Raw genomic sequence first — 21,671 nt, 5'->3', positions numbered from 1 at the left:
CAATTCTTGCGATTGGTCCAATTGCGAATATTTTATCATTGCTTATAACAGCAGCAATTACATATCTGAATAACTTATCGCCTGTTATTACTTCTCTTGTTGTGGGAGTCATATATCAGCCGCTGGTAATTCTTGGCTTACACTGGCCATTAATAACGATTGGCATCACAAATATGGGGGCAATGGGTTACGATTATATTATTCCGATGATTTTTACTGCTTCTTTTACACAAACAGCAGTAGTTTTGGCAGTATATTGCAAAACAAAAGATAAAAAGGTTAAAAATATCTGCATTCCAGCAATGATTTCAGGATGCTTTTGTATTATTGAGCCAGCGATTTACGGCGTTACGCTGCCGGTTAAAAAACGTTTTGCTTTTAGTATCATTGGTGCGACGGTAGGTGCTGTAATCATTTCCATATTTAGTGCCAGAATGTATGCTGTTAGCGTAGGTGTGTTGGGAACAGTTGCATTCATTAATCCAAACGGTGATATGAGCGGATTCTTCGTTGCCATAGTAGCTACCATTATTTCCATGGTTGTGGCATTCTTGTTGACGTTTATATTTTTCAATGAGCAAAATTCGGATATCAGTTTAATAGCTGATAAAAAACAATCTTCCCATAGCATTATCGCTTCCCCATTAAAAGGAAAAACAATAAAATTGGAAAATGTAGAAGATGCATCATTTTCAAAAGGAGTATTGGGAAAAGGAATAGCTATTTTACCATCCGAGGGCAGAGTTATTGCACCCTGTGACGGAGTTGTCACAGCACTGTTTCCTACGGGTCATGCAATTGCCATTACCAGTGATGACGGATGTGAGATTTTAATACATGTAGGGACCGATACGGTACGGTTAAACGGTAAGTATTTCACAAAAAAAGTGCAACAAGGAGCAACGGTAAAAAAAGGCGATGTATTGGTGGAATTTGATATAGAAGGCATAACAAAAGAAGGATATAGCCTGATCAGTCCAATCATTATTATAAACAGTGATGAATATTTTGACATTGTGGAAACTATGAATGAAAATGTAGATTATTTTGACCAATTAATCAGAGTGATTTCAAAGGAAAATGAAGTAGCCTATAAGTTAGCGGAGGATTAAATGAAAAGTGAAATAGATAAGGAACAGTATTTAAGAATACGAGGAGTTTTGATTGGCGGAGCCTATGGAGATGCCATGGGCATGCCCACAGAGTTCTGGACGCAGGAGCATATTAATGTAAGATTTCCCAAGGGAATAGAAGAACTTCTTCCATCGCAAGCGGATGATTTTTTTGGCAGAACCATGTCAGCTGGTGAAATTACGGATGATACCATTAATACAATGATGATAGCAAAAATGATAATTGAAAATCATGGCATTATCAATACAGAAAGTTATATCAATCAATTGATTAAGTGGAAAAACGAGTCAAAAGTAGCGGCACTTGTATGTGGACCAAGTACACTAAAAGCACTGGAAGCAATTGAGCGAGGGGTATCCGTAGAGGAGACCGGAAAACTCGGTACAACAAACGGAGCTGCAATGAAAATAAGTCCAATTGGAATTATATCAGACTATCGAGACATGGACTCTCTGATCAATAATGTAAGTATGATATGCAAACCCTCGCATAATACTTCAATTGCCATACAGGGAGCCAGTATTGTTGCCGGAATTGTCAGTTATGTTGTCTCGGGTGGAAATGACATAGAAAAGATATGGAACCTGGCGGAAGAAATTACCGGACGAGCATTGAGCCGTGGCTTTCAGATTCCATCAGCATCTCTCGTTCAGAGAATGAAACTGGCAAAAAAAATGATTAGAAATTGTACAATGCCAGAGGCGTTGAAAAACCTATATGAAGTGATAGGTACAGGAGTTGAGACCATAGAAACCATTCCATCCATTCTTGCAATCATAGAATTATCCGGGGGCGATCCCATAATATCCGCTAAGCTTTGTGCATCCATTGGCGGGGATACGGATACCATCGGAGCAATAGCTACAGGCATATGCGGAGGTATGAATCCGAACTTTAACGATTCGCTGATTAAGGATTTAGAGAGAACGAATAATTTAAACTTCGATGAACTAAGCAATGAGTTATACCTTCTGTCACCATCGCGGAAGAACAATTACTGATAGAGAAAAGGAAAATCCTAATAAATATAAGGTGAACTTATAAAATGAAAGTAGACAGGATAAAAAGTAAAATTTTATCCTGTCTACTTTTATGTATAAATACCATATAGAGGTGTTTTTATGACTCAAATAGGAAGACCTAAAGGAACAAAAAATTGCAAAAGTAACTGTAAAAAGACCGAAAACTCGTTATCCTGTTGGCTTTATGGATTACTTGTCATAAATAAATCCTCCTCATTGCGTACGGCGTTTTTGTTCATGGTTTTACACTGTACAAAACGCTGTCGTTCACTTATAATTAGAGCATAGACTATAACGTAACGTTCGAGTCAAGAGCTTTTTGAACGTTTTTGAAAAAATCATGATAAAAAATTAGCAAGGAGGTAAAGCAATGAAAAGTGTAATGAAGTGAGCAGGCTTTCCGGCGTAAGTCGCCGCACCTTGCAATATTATGCTGAAATCGGATTATTAACGCCCAGCGCGGTAAAAGAATCGGGTTATCGGCAATATGATGATGAGAGTCTGCGTCGACTGTGATCCGACCAGTCAAGAGAAGAATGTTATGCGCTTGGGGAAGAGATACTGGGGTATCTAATCGGAATACTGATAAGGGGTATTACGGAAAACTCTATCCGCAGTGATCTGGATGTAGTAAAGACGGCACTTACTTTATGGGCTTGCATGCTTGGCGTGTTTAATACCGCGAATAGGAAGGAAAACTATATTAAGAACTATCACAGGATGACACCGGAGGAATTGATATCATTAGCTTTTCAGCTTATCATACGGTCAATACAAACTATAAATGGAGGGAATCATCAATGAGCAAGAGGAAGGTGAAGAAAACAATGACCATTATATTTTCATGCGTTGGAGCGCTGCTTATCATCGCTTTTGTATCCTTATTTATCATAAGCGGAATTTTTAAACAACCAAAGTATTTGGAGCCCTGGCAAAAGAATTACTCGCAAAAATTTGATGATCCCAGGATACGTCTGGTGGCTCATGGCCTGCTGTCTGCAAACGGCCATAACATGCAGCCGTGGAAAATTCGGCTCGACAGGGAAAACCCCATGGTAGAGGCATTAAATATCTATCATACAACTCCAGGAAATGAACTAAAATCGGAAAATTATGTCACTGAAATCTGCTATCCAATCAAAAAATCAAAAAATAGTACTTGACTCTCTTACGATGTGAGGGTTTATTCTCCTGTTATAAGTATGACTGAAACGACAGGAGGTTTCAAATTTATGCCAAAGAAATTAATCAAGTTAAAGCATCATTTGGACGATTACGAATGTATGTGGAACGGTATAGAGGATTTATATATTCGAGATACCGGAGAAAAACTTCCACAGAGTTTTTTTTTCAGCCTCTCCTCATTCGGCTCGTTCTGCTACATGAAAACGCCTAAATCGGACTTAAAACGTATGATTGTATTTGGAGACGGACGCACAAAGCAAATGTATGAATTTCTTGCTCCTATTGTAGGATTTGAGTACAAGCATTATGAGTATCAAACCTTTGAACAGGCAATTAAAAAAGCTAAGGCGGAAATAGATGCCGGGCATCCGGCAGTTTTAGGTGCTTTGGACATGTACCATCTGCCATACTTTACAAAACTATATCATGAAGAACACATTCCCTTTCACTATATTTTGATGGTAGGATACGATGATGATGCGAAGTGCATTTATCTTCTTGATTGCGGACGCCAAGAGGTAAAAATCCTATTCTATGATGAATTACGTTACGCTTGGAATTGCAGTTATCCGGGCTTATCAAAACCGAATACTGTTTGTACGGTCAGAATGAACCCTACGAAAAATAAATACCAAATCGCAAAGGAAGCGCTGACCCAAAAAAGTGAGATGTTTTTGAATCCGCCGGTTGGATTTGTTGGCAGGAGAGGATTTGAAAAATTCATTCAAGAGTTGCCTGAGCTAAAAAGTGAGCTTACGAAAGAAGAATTTCATAATATACTCACAAATATGGTAATGTTTTTCGGTACAGTGCCAACTGTTCCAAATGCGTTAAAGGGAATTAAGGAGCCGGACGAGGTGAGCTTTGGCGGTGGATTTGATAAAATAAGCCGTATTCTTCTTGAGCTAGGTAAAGAATGTGGAAATGAGGTGTGGCTTGAGGCTGCTGATCATTTTGGAGAAGGAGCAGCAATCGTTTCAGAAATCACAGATGTCATCGTGGCCTATCTAACAGGGGCAAATGACAGGATGGTCGAATTGCCGGAACTATTTAAAAAGGGTATGGAGATCATGACAGATGAGTTTATTCTTTTGGGAAAATAACTTTCCCAACTAATATCAATACTATAAAAAATGAAACTTGGAGGTAAAATGTATCGCTTGTGATTTTAAAAAAGAGTACAAAGAGTTTTATATGCCTAAGAATATACCGGAAATAATAACTGTTCCGGCCGCGAATTATATTGCTGTAAGAGGAAAAGGGAACCCAAATCAAGAAGACAGTACATATCAACAAGCCATTGGCATTCTTTATGCCATTGCATACACAATCAAAATGAGCTATAAGGGTTCACACAAGATTGAAGGTTTTATCGAATATGTAATGCCTCCGTTGGAAGGTTTTTGGTGGCAGGAGGGTGTAAAAGGTGTTGACTACGGAAACAAGGACACGTTTAACTGGATTTCAGTTAATAGCATTCATTTATCATGAGTTTTTCAGCCTACTATGTATCATTTGATTTCCATATGTATAATATTACGCAATAGTGACTTGACAAAAGCGTATGGCAACCATATACTATTGGTATGGAAGAGATTAAAAACAACAAACATAAAATTGCATATGAATCTTTAGAATTGGCGTTTGCTTTAATGGAACTAGATAAAAAGACACGTTACTACGGAACGAATGTGCCAATTTTTCACTCTGAAATACATGTAATAAAGGCGATAGCCGAACATCCATGCATTCATGTGGCTGGTCTAGCCGATGTTCTAGGAGTAACAAAGGGAGCTGTTTCCGAAATTCTCAAAAAGCTGGAGAGAAAGGCTCTGGTTATAAAGGAAGTTGATGAGCTAAATTTATCTAGATATTCACTGAGCCTAACGGAAAAAGGGAAAAAAGCCCATAAAAATCATATGCATTACCATGATATTTTAAATAGTAATGTGGAAAATGAGCTACAAAATGCAACCGAGGCGGAACTAAAATTTTTGTCTAGCTTCTTGTCATCCCTGATAAGCAGAGTTGAAAATTTCGATGAAAATATAGTTGAATAAAAATTTTACATAAGCGTATGGTAACTATACACATTTTTTTATAATAGAGTTAGGAGGTGCTAACATGAAAAAGAAAAGGATAAAACATCATACTTTTGATAATAGTGAAGCCAGCGAACGGCTGTATCAACAAAAACTAAAAGCTGACCAAAGAACATTTCAAACATTTTTTAATTCTTTTTCGCAATACTTCTGTGTTCCTTTTTATCCATATGATTATCCGATATTTCCGCAAACCAATTCGTTTGTCGATCAACCGGAGGATAACAAGAATAAGGAGTACTTAAAAAAGCAAAAAAAATAATTGCGCCAAAGAGTATGGCAACTATACACATTCTGCCTAAGCTTAAAATGGAGGGCTAGTTGTGCAACAAAATAAACGTCATCATTCGGAGAAAAAACTTAGTCCTTCAAGGGAGGAATATTTAAAAGCTATATATAAGCTATCTAAAAGAACTCAATCAGTACGCTCAATTGACATCTCTGTATATTTAGGAGTTTCAAAGCCTAGCGTTCATAGAGCGGTGACTACATTGCAAGAAGAGGGACTCATCATCAAGCCTTTGGGTGGCGAAATCCAGCTCACTGAGGAAGGCCGCAAACAAGGAGAAGCCATTATGGCTAAGTTTCAGATCATAAGACAATTTTTGATTACTTGTTGTAACGTTAATGAACTGACAGCAAGTGCAGATGCCTGCAAAATGGAACATATCATAAGCGATGATGCTGTTTTTGCTCTTAAAAAATATTTAGGTCTAGTACAAGTAGACGATCCTTGAAGAATAAGAAACAATTTTTTTGAGCATAGGTTAGTCTATGCTTACTCGATAACAAATTTCATGGAAAACAGACGGCACGCATTGCATTCTCGATAAGCCGTAAACACAGTCAGCCAAAGCATAACTGATTTAAGCTCCTGATTGATGATCGTGCTAATCAAATAAAGAAAGAAGAGGTGCAAAAATGCAGAAAACTTTACTAAGAATTCATTTGAATTGTATTTGCTAAATGCATTCTATCGGTTGTAGCTTTCAAAAATATACCTTACCACCAAGGCCAATTTGCGCCTTTCGGGAATCCGAATCACAGCATCAACACATACAGAAGTTATTGTCGAAAACTGTCGAAATAAAATATGAAGTTTATAATATACGTTTTATTCAGAATATGGTAAAATAAAAATGGAATTGATTATTATATAATGGTTTACATGTTTGCAGGATTTAATTATTTGTAGATAAGCGGTAAGGATTTCTGCTGGTACTAATGAGAATATAAAGCTTTCAAAAGAGAAAGTTATAAAATAAGAAGAATATATCGCATATCAAAAGAGTAATGACTCCCAGACTTTATTATAAATAATTCTGGGAGTCTGTTTTTTGAGAATGATGTAGGGAGGTGTAAAATGTCTATATTTGATACGATAAATAATGATAAGTTTTTTAATCCGTTTTGTTGCCGGAATAAAGAACTAGGGGCTAAAATCAGAGTTGAAAATGCTCGGTTTTAGTCCCCTTTTTCAGCGAAAAAGCTGATGACAATTCGGGGAAATTGGAAGTTGGACGGCACAATATATCGCCATGCGGGCAATGGAGTGGCCGGATGCTTTTCTTCAAACGGACGTTGGTGTAAAAAAACACTCTATCCTCTGAGGTCAAAAGAACTTCTAGAAATATCAAATGCATGGCATCCTTAGCGCAGTTACGCTACAATCAATCTTTGGAATACGTTAAAGAGAAATAATGCAAGGAGGATTCAAATGTATTATAGGACAACTTATCCGTCACCCGTAGGTTTGATTACGCTTGCTTGTGACGGAGACAATATTGTTGGTGTATGGAATGAAGGGCAAAAATATCATGGTGCTGACATATCCGTAGAAATGATCGAAAAGGATGATATGCCAGTATTTGATGCGGTAAAAAAATGGCTGGACAGATATTTTGCAGGTAAGAAACCTGCCATTTCCGAATTGACGCTGGCTCCTATAGGCGGCGAATTTTGGAAAAGTGTATGGACTATTTTGTGTGAAATACCATATGGCGAGATAACCACATATGGCGATATCGCGAAAAAAATGGCGGTTAAAATGAACAAGGAAACGATGTCGAGTCAAGCGGTAGGAGGCGCTGTTGGACATAATCCTATATCTATTATTATTCCTTGCCATCGGGTCGTTGGAGCAAATGGCAGCTTGACAGGCTATGCCGGGGGTCTGAAAACAAAAGTAAAGCTGCTCGAATTGGAAGGTGTCGATATGTCCCGGTTGTTTGTACCTACAAAGGGTACGGCTCTTTAAGGATAAAAATATGATAATCAGTACTTGTGCGGAAAATGGTCATCAGAATTGCAGTAACAAGGCATGTGGAAACATCGTGTTGCTGGAGAGAAAAGCCCTGTAATTCAAGGGTTTGGAGGTTTTGGCAGAGCCATCTGAATTGTGACTTGGAGATACAAAGAAGTAGAGTAAGAAAAGATACCGATTAGGAAATTATGCCTAATCGGTTTTCTTTGCTCTTTTTCAGATAGTAATAGCAAGGATGATGTGGTAGAATAGAACGGAAAACAGCTTGATAAACTTGAGCAGAGATTTGAAAGCACAATAGCTAAGCCAATAAAGAAAGTTGTGCAGAAGGAAAGGATGTACAATTCCAAGAAATATTCAAAGGTCTTTTACCAATATTTAATAGGACAGTAAGTATGGTAGATGGAATGTTTAATGTCGATTCAAAAGTATATGGGGAATATGAAGAATACCGGCATGAATGTTATTTGAACAAATGATTAGATCCATTAAATACAATATATCAATGTTTTGGTCAGGGGAGTTTCCGCCAGATTAGGATGCCTGGTTAAATATGATCTAACAGCTTGATGCAGCTGAGAGATTACTGAGTTTTACATGGGGATAGGGTTATGATAAAAGATATAAGGAAAACATTGTCATTAAGTATATCATTCTAGCTCCCTGTCAAAAATTGAGGGAGCGGTTCTTTTTGTGAGTTAGACTAATTTATAATGTTGTATATTTTTGGCAAGGACATATGCCGCTCTAAATAGACTGGTTTTGTCAAGCGTCAGATAAGAGATAAATTTAAACAATACAGATTAATAGGAGAGTTTATGCAATTTAAAGATTTAAATATTATGCCTGATATTATAAAGGCATTGGAAAAAGAAAGCTACGATATACCTACACCGATACAGGAAGAAGCAATACCTGTAATATTAAGCGGCAGGGATTTACTGGGCTGCGCCCAGACAGGTACCGGAAAAACAGCTGCATTTGCCATACCAACGATTCAGTTGCTCAGCGAAGAAAAAGTGCCTCATCAGGCAAAACAAAATATAAGGGCTCTAATCGTAACGCCGACTAGAGAGCTTGCACTGCAAATTTATGAAAGTTTTAATACTTATGGGAAATTCACCAATTTAAAATGTTGTGTAGTCTTTGGGGGTGTATCTCAAAAGCCGCAGGAGGAAAATTTAAAACAAAGGGTAGATATACTGGTGGCAACACCAGGAAGACTACTGGCCTTAATCGATCAAAAAATAATAAATATAGAACATATTAAAATATTTATATTGGACGAAGCTGACCGTATGCTGGATATGGGATTTATTCATGATGTTAAAAGGATCATTGCTAAAACACCTTTAAAAAAGCAAACATTACTTTTCTCGGCCACGATGCCGCCAGACATCGCCAAGCTGGCGGGTACGATTCTGAAGACTCCTGCGAAAATAGAAATCACTCCTGTATCATCAACAGTGGATACCATCGAGCAGTATCTGTACTTTGTTGACAAAAATAATAAGAAGGATTTGCTTTTACACATTCTAAAAGATAAAAACATAGTTTCAGCACTTGTATTTACACGTACCAAGCACGGGGCGGATCGTCTTATTAAGCAATTATCAAGGAATAACGTAATTGCGCAGGCAATCCATGGTGATAAATCTCAAGGAGCGCGTCAGAATGCATTAAACAATTTTAAAAACAAGACATTGCGAATATTGCTTGCAACAGATATCGCGTCAAGAGGAATAGACATAGATGAATTAACCCATGTTATTAATTATGACCTGCCAGATATGCCAGAGACGTATGTACATCGTATTGGACGAACAGGCAGGGCAGGACTTGGTGGTACAGCAATATCTTTCTGCGATTTTGATGAAAAAGGACAACTTAACGATATTGAAAAGTTAATTGGGAAGAAATTAATAGAAATAAAAGATCATCCCTACCCATTAAAGAACAACGCCCCGGCGATAAAGGCTGTGCAGCCAAGAAGAGATACAGCAAAAACAGCGAAATCTCAAGCCAAACCCCCAAAGAAAGCAATTTTAAAATCAAAAACATCACCTCAAACGGCTTCACAAAAATCGGGTGTATCGTCTAAGAGAGAGTCAGTGCATACAGCTTCCATAGATGGCGTTTCATCAGCAAAGAAAAAGTATCGAATGACAGCAGATGGAAAATTGAAAGAGAAATGGAGTTCTAATAAAATTTCAATGAAGGACAAAAAGCGGTAAATTTGGATATGTAAAAGAGTTACAAGTTATATGAAAATGAAGCATGGCGGTTGGTTTTTCAAAAACTTGACTTGCAGCCAATAAACCACTAGGTCCTGACGGTATCTTTATTATCGGCTCAAGTCATGTGCCCCCTGATTATATAAAAAGACTAATGAATTGAACAGGGGTAATAGATTATAATATAATTAAAAAGAGCATTGTGTGACAAGCGGTCAGAATATATCTGTGCTATCCTTTTATCCAGGAGGTGTAATATGCATGCATGGGAAGCAATTCAAAACTCATTGAACTATATTGAAGACCATTTGTCAGAGAATATAAAGATAGAAACTCTTGCAAATGTAGCGTCATTATCACCATATTATTTTCAACGCTTGTTTGGGCGTTTAGTGAAAAAAACTGTAAATGAATATGTGAGGCTGCGCAGATTGGCAAAAGCTTCGGAAGCTCTTAAAAGCAAAGAAAAGCGTATCATTGATGTGGCACTTGATTATGGATTTTCAGATCATGCCAACTTTACTCGTGCATTTAAAGATGCATATGGCATTACACCAGATGAATATCGTGCTTATCCTGTTATACTCAATCATTTTATCAGACCCGATCTATTTTTGAACTATGTCACGGTTGATGAAAATGTACCGATAATCGCTGATGGCATTGTGGTTGAAGTGATTCGCAGAAAACTGGATGAACCGCGCACATTTATAGGAATTGAAGGCGAGGTGCCTGTTGCTGAATTAACAGGAGGCAAAGCTACCGGTATTGCTACTACTGGGCTAATATGGGAAAAATTCCATCGTCAGAAATCGAATATTCCCCATTTACTGCCGAATGGCAATGAATTTGGTATTCTTTATTTGGGAGATGCCAGAGAAGGTTGCTGTAACTACATGGCCGGAGCGGAAACCGCCGGAAATATACAGGAAGATGGATATGCTTCCTATACACTTCCAAGCGGCGAATATGCCGTTTGCTGCTTTGAGGCGGAAAACTTTGCGGAACTTATTGGTTCCGCAATTTTTAAAGCGACCTCATTTATGAACTGCTGGATGAAAAAGCACAGCCTGACTTGCGGCGATTTCGCTGCCGAGATATATTATGATAAAAATCCGGATGCAAGCTATATGGAGCTGTGGCTGCCATTAAGCTCATCACAAAGAATATTAAAAAGTAAGGAAACATGGAATAAAAACAACGGAACACAAAAGCCATCAATGGCAGCCATTAGTGCCTATGTGAATAGTACTTTGTTTGAATGCCTATGCAAACATGTGGAGACAGAATATCAGTGCAAGCCTGTGATGGAATATAGTAGATGCTCCTTGCAATACGGATGGAATGTGAAATATAAAAAGGCAGGACGTACTTTATGTACCCTATATCCAATGGAGGGATACTTTATTGCACTTATTGTCATTGGTTATCGTGAGCAGACAGAAACCGAATTGTCGCTTCCTTTTTTTACTGAGTATTTGCAACAGTTGTACCACGAAACGAAAATGGGTATGGGTCAGAAGTGGCTCATGGTCAACGTGACGGATGATGCGGTACTAGAGGATGTTAAGCAATGCATCGCTATCCGTAGAGGTAAAAAAAAGAATTAATCTGGAGGTAATGGAAATGGCAATCATATCAAAAATCAATCTGCTGGAGCAACCGGAGCAGCATGTACTGTCTATCCGCACCACAATTCATTTCAATGATTACCCGGATACTGCCAAACAAGCCTATGGGATAATTATGGAATATGCAGCATGTAATAGTTTGTTGCTCTCCGGTGGTCCTTTTGTATGCTACCATAATGCTGATTTAGAAAACCTTGATGTAGAAATGGGTTTTCCTGTTGCCAAGCCTATATTGGGAAATGATGATATCGAGGGGTATACCATACCTGTTCAAAAAGCGGTGTCAGGCATATTCTTAGGCGCTTATGAAGATACTGATCCGCTGATGGTTGAAATTATACAGTGGATAATAGAGCATGGCTATGAACAGCAAGGAAAGATTTACAATTATTATTTGAATGATGATAATCGCAATGCAAGTGAACTGCTTACACAGATTGTCGTGCCAATAAAATAGATTTGACTTTTCTATAGATTATAATTTCATTATCTGTGAGATACATTAAGAATATAGATGATGATTTTTGGTATTATCCAATTGGTATACAGTACGGTGCAGTGTTGGGATACCGCTGGACAGGAATAAGAAGATACCAACCGTGTTTTGAATATTTGCTTCTGGTGGATATGTTAAAATAAACAAAGAGGGCTGTGTGAATGATGCTGTCAGACGATTCCTTACTGTTAAGAAAGATATGGGAATTCTGGATGATCCGATGATGGAGAAAATAAAATCTGAGGAGAGCAGCGTAGGTTCACAGTAACGGTATGAGGATGAGACCTCATGCCGTTACTTTCATATACAGGTAAATTTTAAGCTGTGGGGGAATTGCTTAGCTGGGAGCGCAAGATATTGGGTGTGCTTAAATAAATAAGTAAAAGGATATTAAATACCAAATCGTAGCACAAGTATGCCTTACGGATCGGCAGTAAAAGACAATCTTTAATTCACTGTTAATACTGTCTGCAGTATTCAAAAGAACCCGTTTATTTATTCAAAAATATAAGAAACACGGTAGACGCAGTCCGAAAATCAGGACTGCGTCTTTTAGTTCCGAATAATACACAAAGACGTTGAAAAAGTGCCATATTGTGAAAGCCGGATTATACAAAAGAAATTACAATAAAGAAAAGGGTTTGTATAAACAACGAGGAGGATTAAGGATGCATCGAAAGACAGCGCTGATTACAGGTGGAGCAAGAGGAATTGGAAAGCAGATTTCTTTGGATTTAGCGGAGGAAGGATACAATATTGTAGTTAATTACCGCAGTGATAAGGAATCGGCCTATGAGATATGCGAAAAAGCAAAAGAGTATGGGGTAGAGAGTCTGGCTGTATATGCAGATTTGGGAAGTGTCAAAGACATTGAACAAATGTATCAAATTGCCTTTGAAACATTTGATGTGATAGATTTGGTTGTAAACAATGCAGGAATCAGCAGTGAAGTATATTTTTTAGATGCAACAGAAGAAATGTTTGATGATATGACTGCAATTGACTGGAAAGGACTGTTTTTCAGCAGTCAGATTGCTGCAAAAAGGATGGTGGAAAAGAATGTGAAAGGAGTAATCATTAACATTTCATCCAATCAGGTAGAAGGGTGCTGGCCAAGAGCGACCATCTATGGACCGACAAAAGCGGCTGTTACAAAGTTTACCAAAAATGCGGCGATGGAGCTGTCATTAAAGGGAATACGCATGGTTGCAGTGGCTCCGGGCTATACGGATGTGGGCTGGGAGCCTGGAGATATCCGGTTGGAGGCGGCAGAACGGCTCCCTTTCAAAAGATTCGCAACTACAAAGGAGATCGCTCAGGCGGTCATCTATTTGGCATCGGATAAAGCGGCATATATTACAGGGACTTCCTTAATGATAGAAGGAGGGGCCACTCTTCCTGTGGTTGCAGCCAATGACTTTGTGGAGGTAAAGTAGGATGGAGGAGTATCAATACTACAATCAGCTTTTAAAAGGAGATGGAGGTGCCCTGAAAAGGGCATTGTATAAGTCCATGGGATTTACGGATTCCGCTCTGGAAAAGCCGCTGATTGCCATTGTCAATACATACACCAATGCAACGCCAGGCCATTATAACATAAATGAAATGTGTGATCAGGTGAAAAAAGGTATCGAATCAAACGGCGGTACGGCCATGGTGTTCGGTAGCATTGCACCCTGTGACGGCATAGCAGAAGGGCATGATGGGATGCGTTATATATTACCATCCCGGGATTTGATAACCTCTTCGGTTGAATGTATGGTTAGGGCTCATAAATTTGATGGACTGGTATTGCTTGGTTCCTGCGATAAAATTGTACCGGGTCTTTTGATGGCGGCTGCAAGGCTGGATATCCCGTCTGTTTTCTGCAATAGCGGCCCCATGATGCCTGCCGTGTATAAGAATAAACATTATGACGGAAATATAGTAACAGAGGCAATCGGCTGGAAACAGCGGGGAGAAATCACACAGGAAGAATTCCGGGAGATCGAAAATATTGCGGAGCCTTGTGTTGGTTCCTGCGCCATGCTGGGAACTGCAAATACAATGGGCTGCTTGGCGGAAGCAATGGGAATGAGTTTACCGGGAAGCGGAACCGTGCCTGCAATTTATTCCAAACGCATGCAGATTGCATACACCACGGGAGAAGTAATCGTTGATCTGGTTGCAAAAAAAATTACAGCCCGTCAGATCATTACAAAAGACTCCATTTATAATGCAATGGCCGTTTTAATGGGAATCGGCGGATCAACCAATGCCATTATGCATTTACAGGCGATACACAAAGAAGCAGGATTAGGGGAATTGCCTCTTACCCTATTTGACGAATTAAGCAGAAAAATACCTCAAATAGCATCGGTCTATCCAGCATCTCCTTACGATATGGTAGATTTTTATGAAGCTGGAGGTGTACCTGCGGTCATGAAAGAATTGGAGCCTCTGCTCCATATGGAATGCCTCAATGTTTCCGGAAGTACCATGAAAGAGTCTTTAAAACAGTTCGGTTTTACCAGACGCAGGGAGGTAATCAAATCCACCAGTGAACCCTTTCACTTAACAGGAGGGGTAGCAGTCCTAAGAGGAAATTTAGCACCCCTTGGAGCCGTTGTAAAACCGGCAGCTATACCGGATCACATGATGAGAATAGAGGGGAAGGTCCAGGTATTCCAGAGTGAACAGGAGGCGTGCCATGCCATATTAAATGGGCTGGTGGAAAGAAATACCATAATTGTTCTTCGCTATGAGGGCCCCAAAGGCGGCCCCGGTATGCCGGAAATGTATCGTCCTATGAAATGCCTGGAAGGCATGAATTTATCAGACAGCTGTGCATTGATTACAGACGGTAGATTTTCCGGATCCAACCGGGGATGTTTTGTTGGCCATGTTTCACCGGAAGCCTACGAAGGCGGGATTCTTGCTCTGGTGGAGAATGACGATATCATTCGAATTGATGTGGACAAAAGAGAGATATCCTTATTAGTGGAAGATACCGTATTAAATGAAAGAAGAAACCATTGGATCCGTCCGGAAAAAGAAGTTTTAGACGGATATTTAAATACTTATAAAAAAATCAGCCAATCAGCGGCACAAGGCGCAGTGGTGGAATAGGAGCATAGTATGATTGAATGGAAAAATGATGATGAATTGTTTGAATTATTGAGGAGTGAATTGTATTCAGCCGTAATCGGTGACATTTTAGATAAGATGGGGTATTTTCATCAGTTTCTGCCCCAGAGAATACAGCCAATCAATACCGGAATGGTAGTGGCGGGACGTGCAATGACGGTGTTGGAGGCCGATGCGTTCGAAGAGCTTTCCAATGGGAAAAATCCCATAATGAGGAAACCCTTTGGACTGATGCTGGAAGCTTTGGATGATTTAAAAAAGAATGAGGTGTATATCTGTACCGGCTCTTCTCCTTTCTACGCTTTGGTAGGAGAACTGATGTGTACCAGGATGCAGATATTAGGCGCTGCAGGGGCGGTAGCCAATGGTTTCCATAGAGATACAAATGGAATAGAAGAATTAAAATTCCCCTGTTTCTCCTATGGCAGATACGCACAGGACCAGGCTCCCAGGGGAAAAGTTATTGACTTTAGAGTGCCCATTGAGATTGAAGGAGTACGCATTTATCCGGGTGATATTATTTTCGGTGATTTAGAGGGGGTTCTGGTAATTCCAAAAGCAGTAGAAAAGGAAGTCATTCAAAGGGCATATGAAAAGGCTACGGGAGAGAAGATCGTGGCGGAAGCAATAAAGGGCGGAATGGGTGCGAAAGAATCATTTGACAAATATGGGATAATGTAAACAACTGGAATTGCCATATCTCACCGGTTATGATATTATGATACCGAATATTGCTCTGCTGCATTTTGGTTGTATTGCACTAAGAAAGTCAAAGGGGTTATCGTATGCAGGGAATCATGAAAAACATTTATTCATTATTAAACCATGAAGATTATAAAGTGGCAATAAGAAAAGCCGGAAAATATAAGTTCCAGAAAAGTTACAGATTTGAGATGCATAAGCACCAGGAGCAAGAGATTAATTACATAAACGTAGGCTGTTGTGTCATGAAGATTCATAATGAATATGTTCCCTTAAAAGCGGGTGACTGCATTATTATTAATCCCTATGTAAGACATTCTTTTATGGTTGACATGAGCAACGCATGCTGCATTACCCAGTTAGAGTATTCGGTAACCGTACCAAAAGAGCTTGAAGGAAAAATACCGGCATTGAATCAGACGGGAACTTATAGGAAAATGGTATCCTGTGAGAATTTGTGTAAGGCCCTGGAGAATGTGAGCAGAATTTTTCGGGAACAGACGGAAGAAAATGAATACACAAGCGCCCAGTTGGAGCTGGCTCTGGCTCAGATGTATATCGTGTTTTCGGAACAGTATATTAAAATGGAAGAAGAGGAAGATTCTGAATTACATGGGGTGGTGGGAAAAGTAATCCGGTATATCAACGATCACATAGAAGAAGAACTCAATATGGAGGAAATTTCCAGGAAGTACCACGTAAGTGACAGATACATCCGAAAATACTGCAATAAATACCTGGGGATGAATTGCACAACCTATATCACCATGCTCCGTATAGCAAAAGCCAAGGAATTGCTCTGGAACAGTAACAAGAGTATTACTGACATTGCCATGCGGACGGGGTTCAGCAGTTCTCAGTATTTCAGCCGCGTATTTCGCAAATATGCAGATATGACACCAGCGGACTACAGAGAGATGTGGAGAGGAGAAACTGCGGATGAAATATAAAAGAGATGTCATCGCCACAGATCTTCGATTAGGGGAAGGGTGTATATGGGATCAGGCACGAAATAAGGTGCACTTTGTGGATATTGAAGGATTTACCATTTATTCTTATTCCTTGCATGACGGAACCATAGAAGAATTTAATATGGGAGATTATGTTGGCTGTATTGCATTAAATGATCAAGGTGACTTGATTGCAGCGGTCAGAAACAGGATCATCCGTTTGAATCTGAGCACCGGGAAGCAAGAGTCCGTTATGCAGATCAGCCTGCCCGGATATATTCGTTTCAATGATGGAAAACTGGATCCATATGGAAATCTGTGGGTCGGGACCATGGCCATTGATCAGACCCATCCTAAAGCTCATGGGGCGGGATCCTTATACTGTATAAAAGGAGGAAGGGTCATTTCCAAATACGATGGCTTCACTATTTCCAATGGGCTGGTCTGGAATCCATCAGGAGATAAATTATATCACATCGATACCCCAACCCAAAAGATTGATGTATATGATGTGGTGGAAGAATGTGTCTTAAGCAATAAAAAAACAGCAGTTTCCATCGATGACAAGGAAGGGGCTCCCGATGGAATGTGCATGGATGGCCGCGGCCAACTGTGGGTTGCAATGTGGGGCGGGGGAAAAGTTTGTTGCTATGACCCCGGTACGGGAAGTAAAATCAAAGAAGTGCAGGTGCCGGATCCAAATGTATCCTGCTGCATAATAGGCGGTGCGGATAAGAATTTATTATTTGTTACCACAGCTCAGGATGAGCATAAGAATCCAGGAAAGGTGTATGTATTTACCAGGGAACATATACAGGAAGAGTGGTATTAGCTTTATGGCATGACGGGAAGAAAAAAGGACAAGGGAGAATCGGCATTTCCCCTTGTCTTTTTGTGTGTAAAATTATTATCAATCAGTTCCGAATAATACACAAAAAACCAGATAAAGTTCCTGTGAGTTAAAGAGAATCATTGGAATGATTGATATAATGTCTATAGAAAGTCATAAAACATCAGTGTGTTTTATTTGATTTGCATAACACATATCATGAAACGGTCAAAAAGGTTTGATATTTGGTGAGGAGAAAATACACATGGGCCATGTACTTGAGTTTAAAAATATTTCAAAATATTTTCCGGGTGTGAAAGCACTGGATCAGATATGCTTCCAATCCTTTGGGGGAGAGGTACTTGCATTCCTGGGGGAAAACGGAGCGGGAAAATCCACATTATTAAAAGTGCTGAATGGGGATTATCAGCCAACGGAAGGAGAGTACCTGCTGGATGGGGTTCAAAAGCATTTTAACACGCCTCATGAAGCAATTCAGGAGGGAATCAGTGTTATTTATCAGGAAAGGCAGATACTGCTGGAATTAAGCGTTTCGGAAAATATTTTTCTGGGCAGAATGCCGGCCAACCGGCTGGGCGTGATAGATACTGCCAAAGCCAATAAAATGACACAGAAAATCATTGATGAGTTTGGTCTGCCGATTGTGCCGACTGCCAAAGTAAAGGATTTAAGCATTGCCTATCAGCAGATGGTTGAAATCATGAAGGCTTATAGCAGAGAGAATCTAAAGGTCATTTGTTTTGATGAGCCAACAGCCAGCTTAAGTGATTCGGAAATTGACAGTCTGTTCCGGATCATAGAAAAACTAAAAGAACAGGGAAAGATTATTATTTATGTTTCACATCGAATGAGTGAAATACAGCGTATTGCAGATAAAGTGGCAATATTCAAGGATGGCCGATACGTGGATACGGTAATAACCAAGGAAATCGAGGAAAAGAAGCTGATCAAGATGATGGTAGGCCGTGACCTGGGTGATATTTTCAATAATCTGGACCGGAATAAGCAAATAGGAGAAGTCCTTTTAGAAGTAAAAGATATTTCTTCCGATTATGTGAAGGAAACTTCATTTACCTTGCGAAAAGGTGAGGTGCTGGGATTTTCCGGTTTGGTTGGGGCCGGAAGAACAGAATTAATGCGGGCAATTATAGGGGCAGATAAGCTTCGGACCGGAGAGATTTATCTGGAGGGAAAGAGGATCACCAACCGATCTCCAAAGGAGGCAATAGAAAACGGCATTGTTCTTGTGCCGGAAGACCGTAAACTGCAAGGGATTTTATCCAACTTAAGTGTTTCCGGCAATGTGAATATATCCTTAATGGATAAAAACTCTAATAAATTTGGTGTAATTGACACAAAAAAAGAAAAAGTTGAAGTAGAAAAAAGCATAAAAGACTTTCGGATAAAGACTCCTTCACCGGATAAGAAGATTGTGGAATTATCGGGAGGGAATCAGCAAAAATGCATTGTTGCCAGATGGATTGCCACAAATCCCAAAGTGTTAATTCTGGATGAGCCGACCAAAGGAATTGACGTAGGTGCAAAGTCTGAATTCTATAGCATGATCTGTGAATTCGCAAAACAAGGGCTTGGAGTTATCTTAATATCTTCAGAATTGCCCGAAGTAATTGGTCTCTCTGATCGAATTATTGTTATGAAATCGTTGCGGATATCGGGAGAAATCAAGCGTGAGGAAGCAACGGAAGATGAATTATTAAGATTAGGAATGATAGGAGAGTAACGATAATGAACAAAAATGAGAGAAAGAAAAAGCCGATGAAAGCCGGTATTGCAAAACGAATTGTCAATGGAATCGGAGAAGATAAATTAGTCCTGTCTGCTGCGATTATTGTAGTATTTGTACTTTTTACTTCCTTAAACCGAAATTTCTTAAGTATGCAGAACATGATTAATCTGTTGGTAGCCGCATCCCTGGTTGGAATGGTAGCAGTGGGTCATACTTATCTGATTATTGCAGGACAGAATGATTTATCTCCAGGATCCCTGGCAGCATTTTCCGGGGTCCTTGTAGCCTTATTATTGAACTGGGGAATGCCGCTGCCCGTTGCCATTCCTCTGACCTTATGCAGTGGGGTAGTGGTAGGGCTGTTTAACGCCTGGATGGTGAATAAAATCAAGCTGGAGGCGTTTATCGCCACCTTGGTAACCCAGGCAATTGTGAGAGGATTTGCCTATATCATCTGCAACGGAAAGCCGGTTGCCATAAGCAACAAATCCTTTATCCTATTAGGAAAACTGAGAATTTTGAATATTCCGCTGGCAGTCTGGTGCATGATTTTGTCCTTTGTAATCTTTGGGTTCATTCTATCAAAAACAAAATTCGGACGCAGCATTTATGCAATAGGGGGCAGCACGGAAGCTGCGAGATTAGCAGGATTAAATCCTCAGAGAATGAACACCCTTTGCTTTATTATTATCGGTTTGCTCACATCTTTAGGGGGAATCATATTTTCGGCAAGAATGAATTCAGGACAGCCGTCAGCCAATATTAACCTGGAGTTTGATGCCATCACAGCGGTTATATTAGGCGGGGTCTCCTTTCTAGGTGGTGTGGGAAGCATGGGCGGAACCGTGTTAGGTGTCATTCTGATTCAGGCATTTAATACAGGACTTATTATGGTTAATGTGCCCAGTTTCTGGCAATATGTAGCCCGGGGAGCCTTGCTGCTGTTTGCATTGGCATCAGACTATATCAGAAAGGAAAGACGGGAAAAGGAGTTATTGGCAGCAAGCATGAAAAATGCAATATAGAGATACTCAATATAGATACATACAGTATTCAGTAACATTTCACATGAAAATGTGGATTGATATAAAAATCTTAGAGGAGGAATAAACAATGAAAAAAAGGCTGATAAGTGTATTGTTATGTGCAGCAATGGCGGGGGCAATGTTAGCTGGATGCAGCACAGCGGAGACAACTAAAACGGAATCCAGTGGGGAAAATAAGATTCAGGGGGATGAAAAATTAGTTGTTTATGGTATTTACAAAGCCGGAGATCAGACCTGGTTTATTGATGAAGGAGAAGCTGCAAAAAAAGCAGTAGAAGCAGCAGGCGGAGAGTTTATCTATGTTGATGCAAAGATGAATCCGGAGGAGTATTTAAAGGCCATTGATAACGCAATTGCCAACAATGCTTCCGGTATTGTAACCTGTATTCCGGATCAAACCATGTCCCAGGCGGTCATTGACAAAGTACAGGCAACTGGCATTCCCATTGTGGCAGCTGATGATGCCCTTCAGAATGCTGCTGGTGAAAAACTTGCACCCTGGGTTGGAATCAACGCCTATAAAATTGGTGAAGCAAATGGAGAATGGTTAGCGAAATACGTAAAAGATAATGATCTTTCTTCCGATGGGGAAGTAGGATTGATGGTTATGACTATGGATACTGTATCCAGCTGCGTACCCAGAGCAGAAGGTGAGTTAGATAAGTTCACAGAATTGGTTCCGGATTTCAACAGCGGTAATATTTTCAAAGCGGATTACGACGGAACCACTGATAAGGGAAATACGGCCGCGGCTGCAGTTATTACTGCTAACCCACAGATTAAAAAATGGCTGGTAACAGGTGCAAATGAGGAAGGCTGTATTGGTGCGGCGCGTGCACTGGAAAGCGCAGGGCTTGACGGGGAGGCATGCGTAGTAGGGCTTGGTGCGTACATGTCCAAAGATGAGTGGAATAATAAGGGGGCCGAAGGAACCTGCGTAAAAGCTTCCGCGTATTTCTCCGCAGAATCAGTAGGTGCTGGTTCCGTAAAGGTACTGTTGGACCTTATAAATGGAAAAGAAGTAGAAAAGGAAATTGCAGTAGATGCAATTGTTGTGACTCCAGAGACTTATAAAGAGGTTATGGGAAGCTATGCAGAATAGAATGATCTGGTAAGATCCTCGAACCTATAAAGACCTCCAAACCGATGACGATAACGGATTCGGTTTGGAGGTCTTTGTAGA

At 39.8% G+C, this 21,671-nt stretch carries 20 protein-coding genes and 1 pseudogene; all 21 read left to right on the top strand.

Going from position 1 to position 21,671, the window contains the following annotated elements; genetic code table 11:
* The first annotated feature begins 2 nt into the window (after window positions 1-2).
* Window positions 3-1,112, top strand: a complete 1,110-nt coding sequence (locus tag AC27IJ_RS06170) for a glucose PTS transporter subunit IIA (protein ID WP_487148043.1) — start codon at window positions 3-5, stop codon at window positions 1,110-1,112.
* Window positions 1,113-2,135 carry an ADP-ribosylglycohydrolase family protein gene (locus AC27IJ_RS06165; RefSeq protein WP_312441467.1) on the top strand — a complete coding sequence of 341 codons (1,023 nt, stop codon included), beginning with the start codon at window positions 1,113-1,115 and terminating at the stop codon, window positions 2,133-2,135.
* A gap of 408 nt (window positions 2,136-2,543) precedes the next feature.
* Window positions 2,544-2,672 carry a MerR family DNA-binding transcriptional regulator gene (locus AC27IJ_RS06160; RefSeq protein ID WP_331667192.1) on the top strand — a complete coding sequence of 43 codons (129 nt, stop codon included), beginning with the start codon at window positions 2,544-2,546 and terminating at the stop codon, window positions 2,670-2,672.
* Between the two features lie 284 nt (window positions 2,673-2,956).
* Window positions 2,957-3,319, top strand: coding sequence for a hypothetical protein (locus tag AC27IJ_RS06155; RefSeq protein WP_487148001.1), 363 nt, complete (start codon window positions 2,957-2,959; stop codon window positions 3,317-3,319).
* Between the two features lie 69 nt (window positions 3,320-3,388).
* Window positions 3,389-4,444: a BtrH N-terminal domain-containing protein gene (locus AC27IJ_RS06150; protein ID WP_487147999.1), complete on the top strand. Its 1,056-nt coding sequence runs from the start codon at window positions 3,389-3,391 to the stop codon at window positions 4,442-4,444.
* 52 nt (window positions 4,445-4,496) lie between these two features.
* Window positions 4,497-4,811 (top strand): annotated as a pseudogene (locus AC27IJ_RS06145) (GyrI-like domain-containing protein); the annotation flags it as partial.
* Between the two features lie 116 nt (window positions 4,812-4,927).
* Window positions 4,928-5,401, top strand: coding sequence for a MarR family winged helix-turn-helix transcriptional regulator (locus tag AC27IJ_RS06140; RefSeq protein WP_312441470.1), 474 nt, complete (start codon window positions 4,928-4,930; stop codon window positions 5,399-5,401).
* A 64-nt stretch (window positions 5,402-5,465) separates the two neighbouring features.
* The gene (locus AC27IJ_RS06135) at window positions 5,466-5,705 is read left to right on the top strand and encodes a hypothetical protein (RefSeq protein WP_312441471.1); all 240 of its coding nucleotides are present in this window, start codon (window positions 5,466-5,468) and stop codon (window positions 5,703-5,705) included.
* Window positions 5,706-5,766: 61 nt separating this feature from the next.
* Window positions 5,767-6,180, top strand: a complete 414-nt coding sequence (locus tag AC27IJ_RS06130) for a metal-dependent transcriptional regulator (protein ID WP_313258024.1) — start codon at window positions 5,767-5,769, stop codon at window positions 6,178-6,180.
* A 980-nt stretch (window positions 6,181-7,160) separates the two neighbouring features.
* A complete protein-coding gene (locus AC27IJ_RS06125; protein ID WP_313258028.1) occupies window positions 7,161-7,700 on the top strand; it encodes a methylated-DNA--[protein]-cysteine S-methyltransferase in 540 nt (179 codons plus the stop codon).
* Window positions 7,701-8,524: 824 nt separating this feature from the next.
* Window positions 8,525-9,940, top strand: a complete 1,416-nt coding sequence (locus tag AC27IJ_RS06120) for a DEAD/DEAH box helicase (protein WP_312441475.1) — start codon at window positions 8,525-8,527, stop codon at window positions 9,938-9,940.
* A gap of 257 nt (window positions 9,941-10,197) precedes the next feature.
* Window positions 10,198-11,550: a DUF3788 family protein gene (locus AC27IJ_RS06115; protein ID WP_487147996.1), complete on the top strand. Its 1,353-nt coding sequence runs from the start codon at window positions 10,198-10,200 to the stop codon at window positions 11,548-11,550.
* A 16-nt stretch (window positions 11,551-11,566) separates the two neighbouring features.
* Window positions 11,567-12,028: a GyrI-like domain-containing protein gene (locus AC27IJ_RS06110; protein ID WP_487147995.1), complete on the top strand. Its 462-nt coding sequence runs from the start codon at window positions 11,567-11,569 to the stop codon at window positions 12,026-12,028.
* A 707-nt stretch (window positions 12,029-12,735) separates the two neighbouring features.
* Complete coding sequence (locus AC27IJ_RS06105) at window positions 12,736-13,503, top strand: SDR family NAD(P)-dependent oxidoreductase (RefSeq protein WP_487147994.1); 768 nt, start codon at window positions 12,736-12,738, stop codon at window positions 13,501-13,503.
* 1 nt (window position 13,504) lies between these two features.
* Entirely contained in the window at window positions 13,505-15,175 is a 1,671-nt protein-coding gene (ilvD, locus tag AC27IJ_RS06100; protein WP_487147993.1) for a dihydroxy-acid dehydratase, read from the top strand.
* Between the two features lie 9 nt (window positions 15,176-15,184).
* The gene (locus AC27IJ_RS06095; protein ID WP_312441480.1) at window positions 15,185-15,874 is read left to right on the top strand and encodes an RraA family protein; all 690 of its coding nucleotides are present in this window, start codon (window positions 15,185-15,187) and stop codon (window positions 15,872-15,874) included.
* Window positions 15,875-15,990: 116 nt separating this feature from the next.
* Window positions 15,991-16,845, top strand: a complete 855-nt coding sequence (locus AC27IJ_RS06090) for an AraC family transcriptional regulator (protein WP_312441481.1) — start codon at window positions 15,991-15,993, stop codon at window positions 16,843-16,845.
* Complete coding sequence (locus AC27IJ_RS06085) at window positions 16,835-17,677, top strand: SMP-30/gluconolactonase/LRE family protein (protein WP_487147992.1); 843 nt, start codon at window positions 16,835-16,837, stop codon at window positions 17,675-17,677. Before AC27IJ_RS06090 ends, AC27IJ_RS06085 begins: the two co-directional genes overlap by 11 nt.
* A 262-nt stretch (window positions 17,678-17,939) precedes the next feature.
* Complete coding sequence (locus tag AC27IJ_RS06080) at window positions 17,940-19,436, top strand: sugar ABC transporter ATP-binding protein (RefSeq protein ID WP_312441484.1); 1,497 nt, start codon at window positions 17,940-17,942, stop codon at window positions 19,434-19,436.
* Between the two features lie 5 nt (window positions 19,437-19,441).
* Window positions 19,442-20,467, top strand: a complete 1,026-nt coding sequence (locus AC27IJ_RS06075; protein WP_312441485.1) for an ABC transporter permease — start codon at window positions 19,442-19,444, stop codon at window positions 20,465-20,467.
* Between the two features lie 88 nt (window positions 20,468-20,555).
* Window positions 20,556-21,590, top strand: coding sequence for a substrate-binding domain-containing protein (locus AC27IJ_RS06070; RefSeq protein ID WP_487147991.1), 1,035 nt, complete (start codon window positions 20,556-20,558; stop codon window positions 21,588-21,590).
* The last annotated feature ends 81 nt before the right edge of the window (window positions 21,591-21,671 follow it).

It is taken from the genome of Lacrimispora sp. YZC11, from assembly GCF_057543815.1.
This window is presented reverse-complemented; position numbering and strand designations above follow the sequence as displayed.

Bases quoted from the DNA above. Each gene is read 5' to 3' on its own strand.
- AC27IJ_RS06165 (WP_312441467.1), top strand. From the start codon at position 1,113: ATGAAAAGTGAAATAGATAAGGAACAGTATTTAAGAATACGAGGAGTT.
- AC27IJ_RS06155 (WP_487148001.1), top strand. From the start codon at position 2,957: ATGAGCAAGAGGAAGGTGAAGAAAACAATGACCATTATATTTTCATGC.
- AC27IJ_RS06150 (WP_487147999.1), top strand. From the start codon at position 3,389: ATGCCAAAGAAATTAATCAAGTTAAAGCATCATTTGGACGATTACGAA.
- AC27IJ_RS06140 (WP_312441470.1), top strand. From the start codon at position 4,928: ATGGAAGAGATTAAAAACAACAAACATAAAATTGCATATGAATCTTTA.
- AC27IJ_RS06135 (WP_312441471.1), top strand. From the start codon at position 5,466: ATGAAAAAGAAAAGGATAAAACATCATACTTTTGATAATAGTGAAGCC.
- AC27IJ_RS06125 (WP_313258028.1), top strand. From the start codon at position 7,161: ATGTATTATAGGACAACTTATCCGTCACCCGTAGGTTTGATTACGCTT.
- AC27IJ_RS06120 (WP_312441475.1), top strand. From the start codon at position 8,525: ATGCAATTTAAAGATTTAAATATTATGCCTGATATTATAAAGGCATTG.
- AC27IJ_RS06115 (WP_487147996.1), top strand. From the start codon at position 10,198: ATGCATGCATGGGAAGCAATTCAAAACTCATTGAACTATATTGAAGAC.
- AC27IJ_RS06110 (WP_487147995.1), top strand. From the start codon at position 11,567: ATGGCAATCATATCAAAAATCAATCTGCTGGAGCAACCGGAGCAGCAT.
- AC27IJ_RS06105 (WP_487147994.1), top strand. From the start codon at position 12,736: ATGCATCGAAAGACAGCGCTGATTACAGGTGGAGCAAGAGGAATTGGA.
- ilvD (WP_487147993.1), top strand. From the start codon at position 13,505: ATGGAGGAGTATCAATACTACAATCAGCTTTTAAAAGGAGATGGAGGT.
- AC27IJ_RS06095 (WP_312441480.1), top strand. From the start codon at position 15,185: ATGATTGAATGGAAAAATGATGATGAATTGTTTGAATTATTGAGGAGT.
- AC27IJ_RS06090 (WP_312441481.1), top strand. From the start codon at position 15,991: ATGAAAAACATTTATTCATTATTAAACCATGAAGATTATAAAGTGGCA.
- AC27IJ_RS06085 (WP_487147992.1), top strand. From the start codon at position 16,835: ATGAAATATAAAAGAGATGTCATCGCCACAGATCTTCGATTAGGGGAA.
- AC27IJ_RS06080 (WP_312441484.1), top strand. From the start codon at position 17,940: ATGGGCCATGTACTTGAGTTTAAAAATATTTCAAAATATTTTCCGGGT.
- AC27IJ_RS06075 (WP_312441485.1), top strand. From the start codon at position 19,442: ATGAACAAAAATGAGAGAAAGAAAAAGCCGATGAAAGCCGGTATTGCA.
- AC27IJ_RS06070 (WP_487147991.1), top strand. From the start codon at position 20,556: ATGAAAAAAAGGCTGATAAGTGTATTGTTATGTGCAGCAATGGCGGGG.